Origin of the sequence: Flavobacterium movens (genome assembly GCF_039581425.1) — a bacterium.
GTDB lineage: Bacteria > Bacteroidota > Bacteroidia > Flavobacteriales > Flavobacteriaceae > Flavobacterium > Flavobacterium luteolum.
Map to the genome: position 1 here is coordinate 50,189 of NZ_JBCPXY010000013.1, position 13,648 is coordinate 63,836.

Here is a 13,648-nt window from a genome sequence, read left to right on the forward strand (position 1 = left end):
TTTGATGCAATACTTTTATTATATATTTATTATGAATCAAATGCTATAAAAAGTTTACTTTTGCGGTGAAATTACCGAGAAAAAAATGAATGATAGTATTGTCATAATTCCCACTTATAACGAAATTGAAAACATAGAAAGTATAGTTAGAGCTGTACTTTCGCAGCATAAATCTTTTCATTTGCTGATTATCGATGATAATTCTCCTGATCATACTGCAAAAAAAGTGATGGCATTACAGGAAGAATATCCAGGAAAACTTTTTTTAGAACAGAGAACAAAAAAATCAGGATTGGGAACTGCCTATGTTCATGGCTTTAAATGGGCTTTGGAGCGTGACTACCAATTTATTTTTGAAATGGATGCCGATTTTTCGCATAACCCAAATGATTTAGAAAAATTATACGACGCCTGCCATTTTGGTGGAGCAGATCTTGCAATTGGATCTCGTTATGTAAAAGGGGTAAATGTGGTTAACTGGCCGTTAAGCCGAGTTCTGATGTCTTATTTTGCTTCTGTTTATGTGAAATTTATCACTGGAATGAAAATTCACGACGCCACTGCAGGTTTTGTTTGTTACAAAAGAGAAGTTCTGGAGAAAATCAATTTAAATAAAATAAAGTTTGTCGGGTACGCGTTTCAAATTGAAATGAAGTACAGAACCTACTGTGCTAAATTTCAAATTACCGAAGTCCCAATTATTTTTACTGATAGAACAAAAGGAGTTTCTAAAATGAGTAATGCTATTATTAAAGAAGCTATTCTTGGTGTGATTTCACTTAGATTAAGAAAATTAGTAAATTCATTATAAACCAACCGAAATGAACAGGATTTTAATAAAAAATGCCAAAATTGTAAACGAAGGGACAATTTTTGAAGGTGATGTTTTAATTGAAAACGATTTGATTGTTGAAATTGCAGACAGCATTTCATTAAAAACTTCAGATTGTATCGTAATCGATGCTGAAGGAAATTATTTAATGCCGGGCGCAATAGACGATCAAGTGCATTTTAGAGAGCCGGGATTAACTCACAAAGGTGATATCGAATCGGAATCTCGTGCAGCTGTTGCGGGAGGAATTACTTCTTTTATCGAACAGCCGAATACAGTTCCGAATGCGGTTACTCAGGAAATTTTAGAAGATAAATATCAGATTGCATCAAAAAAATCATTTGCGAATTACTCGTTTATGATGGGTGCAACAAATGATAATTTGGAAGAAGTTTTAAAAACGAATCCAAAGAATGTTGCGGGAATTAAGATTTTCTTAGGTTCGTCTACAGGAAATATGTTGGTTGATAATGAAGCGGTTTTAGAAAAGATATTCTCAAGCACTCCAATGCTAATTGCAGTTCACTGCGAAGACGAAACTACGATTAAAAATAATCTTGCGACTTTTAAAGAACAGTACGGAGACGATGTTCCTGTAACGGCACACAATTTAATTAGAAGTGCAGAAGCTTGTTATATTTCTTCGTCAAAAGCAGTAGCTTTAGCAAAAAGAACAGGTGCGAGATTGCATATTTTCCATCTTTCAACGGCGAAAGAAATGGAGTTGTTTACTAATAAAATTCCGTTAGAAGATAAAAAAATCACTGCTGAGGTTTGTGTACACCATCTTTGGTTTACGGATGAAGATTATAAAACAAAAGGGAATTTCATTAAATGGAATCCTGCGGTTAAAACAGCCGAAGATCGTGCAGAGCTTTGGAAAGCTTTAAATGACGGAAGAATTGACGTAATTGCAACAGATCATGCTCCACATACAAAAGAAGAAAAACAGCAGTCTTACTTAAACGCGCCTTCTGGAGGTCCGTTGGTACAACACGCTGTTGTGGCAATGTTTGAAGCTCATCATCAGGGAAAAATTAGTGTGGAGAAAATCGTGGAGAAAATGTGCCACAATCCAGCCAAGATTTTCAAAATAGAAAAAAGAGGTTTTATCAGAGAAGGGTATCATGCCGATTTAGTAATCGTTAATCCAAGTCTGCCTTGGAGCGTTAAACCAGAAAATATTTTATACAAATGCGGATGGTCTCCGTTTGAAGGCTATACTTTCAAATCTAGAATTACGCATACTTTTGTAAACGGTGAATTGGTTTACAATAATTTCAAAGTAAAAGATACCAGAGCGGGTAAAAGATTATTGTTTGACAGATAAAAAAAGACGATGAAGAATTTTATAGTAATACTATTGGTTTTGTTTCTTTCTATAAGCTGTAAAAAAGAGGTGGTAAAACAGCCTGCAAAGCTTATTGAGAAAGATAAGATGATCGATATTATGTATGATTTATCTCTTTTGGAAGCAATGAGATATCAGAAACCATTGTCTTTAGATTCGATAGAAAACAATCCGACGAAGTTTATTTTGAAAAAATACAAAGTTGACAGTCTTCAATTTGCGCAGAACAATATGTATTATGCTTCAGATTATGATAGTTATAAAGACATGTTTGATGAGGTAAATAAAAGGATTTCTGTAAATCAGAGAGCGGCAGATTCATTAGCTAAAATTGATGAAAAGAAAGCGGCTAAAGCAAATAAAAATAAACCTAAAGAAACGAAAGAAGTTTCGAAGGATTCAGTTCAGAAAAGAATTCCGAAAGTTAACATCGATTCAATTAAGCTGGCAAAAAGAAAGCAAAGAAGAGGTTTATAATTTAGAGCTTTCTAAAATATATTTATGAATATCAGTAAAAACCGTTCCTAGAGCGGTTTTTATTTTTTCATTACTATACAGATTTTTTGAGTACGAAGCTTTTGCAGTTGCTTTTGTAATGCTTCTTTTTCTGAAAAATAAAGTCGCAAATATTCCGTCAGCCATCCACAATAGATTCATTAAAAAAGGTGTAGCGTGAATATGAGGCCTTTTTACTTTTAAAACATCAGCAACGGTGTTTAAAAGATCTTTGAAAACAATATTGTCTGCAATGAGTGTAAAGCGTTCATTTTTTATATCGCTTCTCATTAGTTCGTAACTAGTTTTTACCACATCATCAACAGTGATAAAGCCTGTGCTTCCTAGCGTGTAGAACGAAAGTCCTTTAGAAACTTTACGATAAATCTCGCTGCTGCCTTCATCAAAAATATCCATCATTTTTAGCGGACCCAAAATTACTCCTGGATTTACAATAATAACATTTAATCCTTCTTGATGCCCGCGCCAAACTTCCATTTCGGCACCATATTTAGAAATGGCATAATCGCTATGCGGTTTTTCAGGATTCCAGTCTGTTTCTTCGGTAATATGTGTTTCGTGAGGTGCGATATCTCCTAAAGCAGCAATCGAACTGATATAGCAAAACTTTTCTGTTTCTTTGGCAATCGCAAAATTGACGATGTTTGCTGTTCCTTCAATATTGGTTTTTCTCAGAATTTCTTCATCTTTCGGATCAAATGAAATAAATGCTGCGCAGTGATATACTTGTTTAATGTCAATAAAAGCAGTTTCAAGCGAAGGTATGTCTAGAATGTCGGCTTCAAGCCAATTAATCTTTTCAAACAGATCTGTTTTTTTATAAAAATCAAAAACCGACTTTGTTTTCTGGATACTCTTTTCGGTTCTGTAAATTGCCCGAACATTTTCTCCATTTTCCATTAAATGAAGCAATAAATGTGAGCCTACTAAACCTGTTCCGCCAGTTACTAATATCATGTTGTAAAGATAAGTTTTTGTTGTAAAGGTGCAAAGTTGCAGAGGAACAAAGTTGTAAAGGTTTTTTTATTTTTGATAGAAAGGCGCTGAGTTTTTGCTTTTTCTTGTGTAGGCTTAGCGTAAACTTTATAGAAATTGCATTTGCGCAAATTATTTAAAATACGAAAGCAACGGATAAATATTATCCATTGCTTTAGCATCTTTTTGTGAAGTTTCTATTTATGTATTAGAATATAGAATATGCAAATACCAAATCAATGGCTTTGTACTCAACAGAAATGGTGTTGTAATCCGTTAATAGCTGTTTTTTGGTGTTTGTTCTAATCTCAGCACTGAATTTGTTTTTAAAGTTATAACCTACTCCAAAAGCGAAATTAGATCCCGATTTACTTTCAAGTTCTGCATTTTTATCAAAAGATAAACTTGCTTTGCCATTGATATCAAAAGAGTAAGCGGCATTTATGAAAATCTTTGAATTGTTATTGATAAGAAAATAATAACGCAATCCGATCGGAACCTGGATGCTGGAGTATTTAATCTCTATATTACGAGTTACAGAAGGTGATCCCGCAAAAAGACCTGGTCTACTGTATTGCTTAGTGGTTTCGTATTTTTGATAAGCTGGGTTTATAAAGATGCTCCATTTGTTATTGTTAAAAGGAAGAAGATATTCTGCTTCCAAGCCTATTTTTAAATTAGTATTGCTATCTAAATTTACATCTATTGACGGACTGTCTCCATCATTCATAGATCCTGAGATAAAACTAAGCTCAGGAGTTATTTTTAAATGAAAATGTCCTTCAGTTGATTTAGACATTACACCGCTTTTTGTTTTGTTGTCGGTATTATTGTATTTTAGAAAGTATCTGGTAAGATCAGACTTTTTATATTTTAGATTCGTAATCTCACTGTCAGCTGTATTGGCTGATCTTACATTGTTGTTTAATTGCTGTTTGTAGTAATCATTTTCTCTTAATTCTCCGGTTGATTTATCTCCTTTTGTCAAAGTGTATTTTAAATACGTAAGTTGTTCTAATGGAATGCTCTTTGTTTCGTAAAAATATCGGATAAGATTTCCGTCAGTATACGAGTACAGTGTTGCTTCTCCCTGAACTAATAATCTTAGAAAGAGAGTATTTTCTTCCCATACAGGTTGTCCAGTTTCTGATAGTTTGTCTAAATTATCACTGGAACGATCCATTTTTACTTTGACTCTTTTGAAAGTTACAGTATTGTCGATACCAAATTCCTGAACATTAGCAATGGTTTCTGTTTTGGAATCATTGTCGCCAATCTGGGATTTATATTTGAAATCGGTTGGATTGTTTTTCCAATCTAAGTTTCGGATGAAGCATTCTGTTCGTATTCCATTGTTGGAAATAAAGTACCCTTTTTCAAAAGAAACCTGTGCATTGCTCAAGGTGCAATAAAGAAAAAGAATAAGTAAAAAAGTTTTTTTCATTTTGGTAGTTTTTGGTGGGCGAATCTAAAGAAAAAATAGAATAGATTTTTACGTGTTTCCGTAAATAGATTTTTTTATCCTTTGGACTTTTGTATTTAGAAAAGAGAGTTTTCGAATTAATCTCAGTATCATGTTCTTAGCTTAAAGGATTAAATTTTGTATTGAAATGGTTTTTTATTGTTGATAATGAAATTGCTTTTTGTGATTGCCATTGACATTGATTACATTTGCGCAAATTATTTAAAAAAATGAAGAATCTAGTTGAAGAATTAAAATGGCGCGGGTTATACCATGATAGTATGCCTGGAACGGAAGAACAATTGCTAAAAGAAGCAACCACTGCCTATATCGGTTTTGATCCAACAGCAGATTCACTGCACATCGGAAGTATGGTTCAAATTATTTTATTGGTTCATCTAAAGAATTTTGGTCACAGACCAATCGCTTTAGTAGGTGGAGCAACAGGAATGATTGGAGATCCTTCTGGTAAATCTGATGAAAGAAACTTACTTGATGAAGAAGCTCTAGCTAAAAATGTAGCTGGAATCAAAAGTGTTTTGTCTCGTTTCTTAGATTTTAATTCAACCGAAGCAAATGCACCAGTAATGGTGAATAACTACGATTGGATGAAAGAATTCTCTTTTATCGATTTTGCACGTGAAGTTGGAAAAAGAATCACCGTAAATTATATGATGGCTAAAGATTCTGTAAAAAAGAGATTTAGCGGTGAAGGTGAGGGAATGTCTTTTACAGAATTTACATATCAGTTAATTCAAGGTTACGATTTCTATCATTTATATAAAAACAACAACTGTATTCTGCAAATGGGTGGTTCTGACCAATGGGGTAATATTACCACAGGAACAGAATTAGTTCGTAGAATGGGAGGAGAGAATGCTAAAGCTTACGCCTTAACAACTCCTTTGATTACAAAAGCAGATGGGTCTAAATTCGGAAAATCTGAAGGTGGGAACGTTTGGTTGGATGCTGATAAAACTTCTGTTTACAAATTCTACCAATTTTGGGTAAATACAACAGATGTTGATGCAGAGAAATACATTAAAATCTTTACTTTTTTAGATAAAGATACGATTGACGCATTAATCGAAGAGCATAAAACGGCTCCACATTTAAGAGTTTTGCAAAAGAAACTGGCAGAAGAAATTACTGTTTTTGTTCACAATAGAGAAGAACTAGAAAAAGCAATTCAAGCTTCAAATATTTTATTCGGAAATTCTACTGCAGAAGATTTGAAAAAACTGGATGAAGCTACTTTTTTAGAAGTTTTTGATGGAGTTCCACAAGCGGAAATCGCAAAAGCTGATTTGGAAAACGGATTGGATATTATTACTGTTTTAAACGAAAAAACAGGTTTCTTTAAATCTAACGGAGAGGCGAGACGTGCTTTAACAGCAAACTCAATTTCTGTAAATAGAGAAAAAATAAAAGAAGATTTTGTTTTAACAGCAAATGATTTAATCAACAATCAATTCGTTTTATTGCAAAGCGGAAAGAAAAATTATTTTGTAATAAGAGTTGTTTAACTGTTTAGTCGGTTAAGTGTTTAATCGATTCAGCAAAATCTTTTGCATTAAATATAGAATCCCAATGTTCGAAAAGAATATTGGGATTTTTTTTAATCATTCCGTAGGAATATTTCGTCGCTAGAAACGTTTGATTAATCCAAAAAATCATCGATTAAACTTTTTTATAAAACCATCAAATTACACCCGCGAATATCAGAATTATCAAAACGTCCCAATACCTCAAAAGAGTTGTTCGAATATTTTTTGCCTAAATCCTGCGTAGCAATAAATGAACATGAATTGATATTGGCTAAATCTATCACATTAATTCCGCCAGTTTTCCCGTCATTCATGTAAGTGAGAGCATCTTCAGGATCGCGAACTAAAATATTCATCCAAGACGGGCATTCGAAAATTCCATCGCCCAAAGAATAGGCTTGCGCTAAAAGTTCGGTCATTCCGTATTCTGAATGAATAGATGAAACTCCAAAACCTTTGCAGAGTATTTCATGCAATTCTTCACGAATCATTTCTTTTCTTTTTCCTTTCATTCCTCCAGTTTCCATAATAATGGTATTTTGAAGATTGAACTGATGTTTTTCGATTAAATCTAATAAGGCGTAAGTAACCCCAATTAAGATTACATTTTGGCCTGCTTCGTCCAATTCAAGAAGTTTTTTGATTAAGTCGTCGTGATTGTGTAGATAAAACCCACTTTCAGGCTGATTAGAGAGTTTTATTAAATCTTCGACCATGTAAATTAACGAAGAGCCTTCGCGTTCCAAATAAGACGGCAAAAGGGCTAAAACAACGTAATCTTCTATGTTGCCATAAAACTGAGAAAATCCTTTGCGATAACTTTCTTCATATAAGGAAACATCGGTCACTAAATGCCTGCTGGTAATCATTCCGGTTGTACCGCTGCTGGTAAAAGTTACTTGTACAGGATCTGTATTAGAAACGACATCATGACTTTTGAAAAATTGAATGGGTAAAAAAGGAATCTGTTGTAGTGATTTTACCTGTTGCGGATTAACATTCAAAAAATCACAGAATTCACGATACACTTTATTGTTTTCATGCTGAAAACGAAACACTTTTAATGCTATTTTTTCAAATTGTTTCTGACTTGAAATGGTAAAGATATCGTTGGCTGTAATCAAAACTTTTTTTTGCAAAGATATTATATTTAGTGTTCAGTCGCAGTATTCAGTCACAGTTTTCAGCAAAGTGCATAAACTGAAAACTGTGACTGAAAACAAAAAAAGCTCCTACGGAGCTTTTTTTATCGTATAATGAGTTTTCGTGTTGCCGATGCGTTCTGTTCGCTTATTTTGATGATGTAAACACCTGGTGGCAATTCTGTAACACTTAGTTCTCTTGAGACTAAATGTGCCTGTAATACTTTTTTGCCTAAGATATCAAACACAATAATTTCTTTCTCTAAATCGTTTTTAGATGAGATATAGACTTTTCCATTTGTTACTGGATTAGGATACAAGCTTAGACCCTCGATAGAAGTAGATTCTTGAGTTTTTGGTAGTTGCTTGCTGTCTTGCGCCGAGACGCTTACAGTAAAGAAAAATGCCAATAAGAAAGTAATATAAAAGTAGTTTTTTGCCATCGCATGTATTTGATTACTGTAAATATACAAAAAAAATTACAAAAATGACGCCAAAAAAAAACATGCTAAATTTTTAGGATGTTTTTAACATTATGTATTCGAAGTGATTAGGAAATAATATGGTTTTATTGGTGCTGTAAAAGCTAAAATGAAAAAAGCTGTCTGAAATATTCAGACAGCTTTTTATTATTTAGAATCTAACTTTTATTATTTAGTCCAGTTAGCCCAAGTTGGTAATTCAGCACCATTACCAGCTCCTAGGTTTCCTGTACTTGTTCCAGCCAATTTAGGACCTGTAAGATCAGTTACAGAAGCTCCAAAAGTGTAGTTTGTGATAGTAAAGTTACCAGCAGCAAGATTTGCAGTTACACCAGCATCAGCAGATAATTTAGTTAAAGCAGCAGGCATTCCGTCAGCAACATATACGTTTGTGTAAGTTTGTTTTCCACCACCTTCTTTGTAGTTGATTGCTTTTTCGTCAGCTAAGAATGTAGCACCACCTTTAACGATAGAGATGTTTGTAACTTTAGCGTTAGTCATTGGAGAAGCTCCACTTGGATCTTTAGCGTTAGTAGATCCTTCAACACCTGCTTTAGAAACACCTTTAATGTATACGTTTGTAGCAGTACCTTGCCATCCGTCAGCGAAATCTAATGAATCATCATAAGAGTTAATGATTGTCAAGTTAGAAGCGTTTACAGCTCCACCAAAGAACTCAATTCCGTCATCACCACTTTCGAAAGCATAGATATCAGATACTACTGTTCCAGAACCTACTCCGAAGAAAGAAATTCCATTGTATTCTTTTTCAGCAGTATATTTAGAACCTGTGTAAGAAATTTTCAAGAAGTTAATGTTTCCAGAAGAATCTGCATTGTCATTACCTCCGTAGCTTAAACCACCTACTTCAGAAGTACCATTGTCTCCAGTGTTTACTTTACCGTTACCAGCGATGATTAATCCACCCCAGTCACTTTGAGCAGGAGATGCTTTTCCAGAAGTCATAACAACTGGTTTAGCAGCAGTACCGTTGATGTTAATTTTAGCGTTTCTTTCTACAGCGATATATAAAGAAGTTGCTTCTGCAGTAGGAGAACTTTTAATTACTGTTCCAGCAGGAATTACTAAAGTAGCTCCACCTTTAACTACTAAACCTCCAGTTAATGTATAAGTTTGAGTAGGATCTAAAGTTACAGTACCGTCTTTAATTTCTCCTTTTAAATCGTCAACCTTTAAAACAAAAGAACTGTTGTTTGTGTCTTTGTTGTTATCATCAGAACTACAGCTTGTTAAAGCAAGTCCTAATATTGCAGCCATTGCAAATAAACTTTTTTTCATTTTTGTTGTGTTTTATTGTTTTATTTATTCAAGGCAAAGTAAACGAACATATGTTTTTGCTGAGTTAAGACGATATTAACAATCTATTAAGTATAATGGGGTAAAAACGCATCGCCTTAATATAAAATTTACATTGCAATTTTGGATAAAAAAAAGCGATTGGAATAACCAATCGCCTCTTGTAATTTATTGAAAATCTTTTTCTTAGAATGTATAGTTTAAAGTAAGTCTAAGATCTGAACCTGCTTTGTATGAAGTTACAGTAATATCTCCTACAGACTCTTTTCCAGGTACTTCTCCTTGTTCTTGTACACGCTTAAAAGTTGGATTTAAAATGTTGTTGTAAATAAGACCGATTTTTAAGTTTTTAGTCAAACTTGAATTTACAATAAAGTCTAGTTTGTTTACCGCTTTGTCAACCATGTTTCCAACTCTTGAAGTTCCAATTACAGCTAATTTATCTGAAAAATAAGAGTAAGAAACTGTTGCCGAAATATCTGTGTTTTCTGAAAACTCATTTAAGAAAGATAAATTCGCATTGGCAAGGAAATTAGAAGCTCCTGTTAATTTACTTGATGTAAAAGTAAAGTTCGCTCCAAAATCATTTTCATTGTTTACTTTTTCATTGCTTAGATCTTGTTTGGTATATAAATATGATCCGTTTGCATCAAAAGAAAGTTTTGTTTTTAAGTTATCTCTTTTTTCAATTTCAAAAAGATCTTTTCTATACTCAACTTCAACTCCTGCTACTGTTCCTTTGTCTCCTGTATTTGCATAAGAAATATCATTTGAAGAAGAATTCAAGAACATTTCGTTGATTGGGTTTTGAATGATTTTACCAAATGCAGTAACCGAAATTAATTCACTTGCTTTTGGGAAAAATTCCCATCCTAAATCAAAATTGTAATTTGTTGAAGCGTATAATCTTGGGTTTCCTTCGTAAGCTTGAGCAACGTCCTCATAAATGATAGGCACTTTTTCTTTAAATTGAGGAAGTGTATACGTTTTACTAGCAGAGAATTTTAAATTCTGTCTTTCATTCAAAGTATATTTTGAAATTAAGCTTGGTAAAATATTGAATTTAGAATCGTCAGAGTTTCCTCCAGATGGAACTGTTGTTGTGATATAGAATACATTCTGATTCAATTGCTCTAATCTTGCTCCTAATATTACGCTTAATCTTTCAGTTAAAGAATATTGAACGTTAGCAAATGCAGCATTAATATCTAAATTTCCATTATACGTTTGGTGAATTCTGTTTGAGTAAGATGAACCCCAATGTGCAGGATCTAAGTAGTTATCTACATGGTGAATATCTTCTTTTGGGAAAGAAATTGTAGTTCTGTTCGGGAAGAACGAAAACTGTTGCATGTCGTAATCTACATTTTTGAATTTTCCAGAATATCCAACCGTTACTTTTCCTTTGTAAGTATCATCACTTCCTTTTTTGAAGTTATAAGAAAGAGCAATATTTGCAGCAATTTCATTTTCTTTTAAGTCATGAAAAAATCTGTGGTTGTTGATGTTTGAGTTGGTGAAAAATGTATAATCAATAGCATTAGGAGCATACACGAAAGAGTTTTGCATACGATCTGGAATTGCACTGTCAGACATACTGTATCCAACTCCCCAGTTTAAATTCAATCGATCGCTAAATTTGCTTTTCCCTGTTAATTGGTTCACCACTAATTGCGTTCTTTCGAAAGTTCCACGTTTGATAAAACCGCTAATTTGCTGTTGAGCATCTCCACCACCATCAAAGTTGATGTTAGTTCCTTCGTACTCGCTATAATCTTGCTCACTAGAGTTTAAGAATAAAGAAGTAAAGAAGATCGAATGGTTTTTGTTGATTTTGTAATCAGCTGTACCCATAACCGTTGTTGTAGTGTTATGTTTGTAAGCTGTTCTGATAAAGTCAGAATAAATATCTCCATCAGAAGTAATTCCTCCTCTGCTGTAACCTTGAGTGAATTTGTTTTTTGCACTGAAAGATCCTGTAACAAAAGCACCAATAGAACTTTCGTCGTTTATTTGAAATCTTTTTCCTCCAGATAAAGTGTAAAACGCATTTAATACATTTTTACTTTCTTGTCTGTCCCAGCTTGTTGCATAGCTGTATGGCAATAATGGAGCATCTGGAACGCCAACTTTTTTAAATCCTGTATAAGTAGGTCCGTCTTGAAGATAAAAATGATCTTGTCCTAAAACATTTGTGTTTGCACCAGTACCAACTGAAAAGCTGATGAAAGGTTTTCCGCTGAATTTCTTTGCACTAATATCGATATTAGCTCCTCCGAAATCGGCATAATTTTGAGCTTCAAAAGTTTTACTGATTCCAATGTTATCTACAATGTTTGTAGAGAAAATTTCTAAAAGAATGTTTTTGTTAGCAGGGTTGTTTGATGGCAACGGAAGTCCGTTTAAAGTAGTTACGTTATAACGGTCACCTAATCCACGTACGAAAACATTTCCAGAATCGTCTTGTTTAGAAACCCCGCTCACTTTTGCAACAGCGTTGGCAACATCATTAACTCCTTTTCTTGCAATTTCCTCAGCACCAATAGCAGCTTTAAATTGAACTGCATTTTTTTGATCTAATAATAATGCAGATTCTTTTTGCTTGTTTCCTGCAGAAGATTTTACGACTACATCTTTAAGAGTATAGCTTCCAGAAGAAAGCACTTGATTAACTGTTACAGTTTCGTTTGCTTTTACGGCAACCGGAGCTTCTACAGATTCATATCCTAAGAAACTAAAAATTAAAGTATAATTTCCAGGATTTACGCTTAACGAATATTTTCCGTCAACGTCGGTATTTACGCTAATATTTGTACCTTTAACTAAAACATTAGCAAATGGTAGAGCTGCGTTGTTCGAATCTTTGTCAGTCAGAACTCCAGAAATCGTACCTTTGTTTTGCGCGATCGAAATCGTACAGATAAATAATGCAATAAAGAGAAATCTTAAATTGAATTTCATTTTTTTCAGTGTTGTGTTTGTGTCTTAATTATTTTTGTGCAAAGAAAGAACCGCTCTGTGAAGTCCATGTTACCGACTTGTTATGTTTTTGTGTTGTTAAGATTATCAAATTGTTACGAGATTAAATTACGGTTAACACCATTTTTTAAAGGTTCTTTTGTTAGTATATTTACCCTGTGAAATAAGAAATATCGAATGTTTAATGAAGAAGTTTCGATATAAAAATCTCAATTTTTGCTATTTATGAAAAAAACACAAACTAAGATTTTATTAGTTGACGACGAACCAGATATCTTAGAAATCGTTGGCTATAACCTTGCTCAGGAAGGCTATCAGATTGTTACAGCTTCTAACGGAAAAGATGCTATAGCAAAAGCACAGAAAGAGTTGCCAGAATTAATCATTATGGACGTGATGATGGCAGAAATGGACGGAATGGAGGCTTGCGAGCATATTAGAAAAATTCCTGAATTAAATAATGTTATCATAACATTCCTTACAGCAAGAAGCGAAGATTATTCTCAAGTAGCTGGTTTTGATGCAGGTGCCGATGACTATATTACAAAACCAATTAAACCAAAATTATTGGTATCAAAAGTAAAGGCGCTGTTAAGAAGGCTAAAGGAACAAGAAGTTGTTACAGATACTTTAAATGTAGGCGGAATCGAGATTAATCGTGAGGAATACAAAATCATAAAAGGCAATGTAGAAATTGCTTTGCCAAGAAAAGAATTCGAATTATTTTATCTGTTGGCTTCAAAACCTGGAAAAGTTTTTAAAAGAGACGAAATCTTGGATAAAGTTTGGGGTAACGAAGTTGTGGTTGGAGGAAGAACAATCGATGTTCACATCAGAAAACTACGCGAAAAAATAGGCGAAGATCTTTTTAAGACTATAAAAGGTGTAGGCTATAAATTTGAAGTTTAGATTTTTAAGATGCTAAGGTTCTAAGATACTAAGTTGCTAAGGCACTTAGTTTTTAAACCCATTCAAATTCTTTTAAAAATATTCAATACATTTAAACCATATAAGAATTGAAGCTGTATGATCTTCATTTTCTTAT

11 protein-coding genes are annotated in these 13,648 nt (G+C 33.5%); 5 read left to right on the forward strand and 6 right to left on the reverse strand.

Annotation, left to right across the window (positions count from 1 at the left end; genetic code table 11):
• Window positions 1–85: 85 nt before the first annotated feature.
• The 3 genes from AAYQ05_RS19895 to AAYQ05_RS19905 are packed head-to-tail and all read left to right on the forward strand — an operon-like array spanning window position 86 to window position 2,660.
• Window positions 86–811 (forward strand): polyprenol monophosphomannose synthase, encoded by a 726-nt coding sequence (locus AAYQ05_RS19895; RefSeq protein ID WP_343545036.1) that lies wholly within the window; start codon window positions 86–88, stop codon window positions 809–811.
• A 10-nt stretch (window positions 812–821) separates the two neighbouring features.
• The gene (locus AAYQ05_RS19900; protein WP_343545037.1) at window positions 822–2,162 is read left to right on the forward strand and encodes a dihydroorotase; all 1,341 of its coding nucleotides are present in this window, start codon (window positions 822–824) and stop codon (window positions 2,160–2,162) included.
• 9 nt (window positions 2,163–2,171) lie between these two features.
• Window positions 2,172–2,660: a DUF4296 domain-containing protein gene (locus AAYQ05_RS19905; RefSeq protein ID WP_343545038.1), complete on the forward strand. Its 489-nt coding sequence runs from the start codon at window positions 2,172–2,174 to the stop codon at window positions 2,658–2,660.
• Here the strand turns inward: AAYQ05_RS19905 and AAYQ05_RS19910 are convergent.
• Together AAYQ05_RS19910 and AAYQ05_RS19915 are read right to left on the reverse strand one after the other, a co-directional pair.
• The gene (locus tag AAYQ05_RS19910; RefSeq protein ID WP_343545039.1) at window positions 2,655–3,656 is read right to left on the reverse strand and encodes an NAD-dependent epimerase/dehydratase family protein; all 1,002 of its coding nucleotides are present in this window, start codon (window positions 3,654–3,656) and stop codon (window positions 2,655–2,657) included. The two genes, AAYQ05_RS19905 and AAYQ05_RS19910, sit on opposite strands and share 6 nt — an antisense overlap.
• A gap of 226 nt (window positions 3,657–3,882) precedes the next feature.
• Entirely contained in the window at window positions 3,883–5,118 is a 1,236-nt protein-coding gene (locus tag AAYQ05_RS19915; RefSeq protein WP_343545040.1) for an outer membrane beta-barrel protein, read from the reverse strand.
• Between the two features lie 248 nt (window positions 5,119–5,366).
• Here AAYQ05_RS19915 and tyrS point away from each other — a divergent pair, with 248 nt between their 5' ends.
• Window positions 5,367–6,662 carry a tyrosine--tRNA ligase gene (gene tyrS, locus AAYQ05_RS19920; RefSeq protein ID WP_091135455.1) on the forward strand — a complete coding sequence of 432 codons (1,296 nt, stop codon included), beginning with the start codon at window positions 5,367–5,369 and terminating at the stop codon, window positions 6,660–6,662.
• 164 nt (window positions 6,663–6,826) lie between these two features.
• Here tyrS and AAYQ05_RS19925 read toward each other — a convergent pair whose 3' ends face one another.
• From AAYQ05_RS19925 to AAYQ05_RS19940, 4 genes are all read right to left on the reverse strand, one after another.
• Entirely contained in the window at window positions 6,827–7,807 is a 981-nt protein-coding gene (locus AAYQ05_RS19925) for a LuxE/PaaK family acyltransferase (RefSeq protein ID WP_343545097.1), read from the reverse strand.
• Window positions 7,808–7,929: 122 nt separating this feature from the next.
• On the reverse strand, window positions 7,930–8,268 hold the full coding sequence (locus AAYQ05_RS19930) for a T9SS type A sorting domain-containing protein (protein ID WP_281634040.1): 339 nt from the start codon (window positions 8,266–8,268) through the stop codon (window positions 7,930–7,932).
• A 207-nt stretch (window positions 8,269–8,475) separates the two neighbouring features.
• The gene (locus AAYQ05_RS19935) at window positions 8,476–9,606 is read right to left on the reverse strand and encodes a beta-helix domain-containing protein (RefSeq protein WP_343545042.1); all 1,131 of its coding nucleotides are present in this window, start codon (window positions 9,604–9,606) and stop codon (window positions 8,476–8,478) included.
• Window positions 9,607–9,810: 204 nt separating this feature from the next.
• Window positions 9,811–12,585 carry a TonB-dependent receptor gene (locus tag AAYQ05_RS19940; RefSeq protein ID WP_343545043.1) on the reverse strand — a complete coding sequence of 925 codons (2,775 nt, stop codon included), beginning with the start codon at window positions 12,583–12,585 and terminating at the stop codon, window positions 9,811–9,813.
• 243 nt (window positions 12,586–12,828) lie between these two features.
• On the opposite strand from AAYQ05_RS19940, the gene AAYQ05_RS19945 reads away from it, so the two are divergent.
• Window positions 12,829–13,512 carry a response regulator transcription factor gene (locus AAYQ05_RS19945; protein WP_008465097.1) on the forward strand — a complete coding sequence of 228 codons (684 nt, stop codon included), beginning with the start codon at window positions 12,829–12,831 and terminating at the stop codon, window positions 13,510–13,512.
• The last annotated feature ends 136 nt before the right edge of the window (window positions 13,513–13,648 follow it).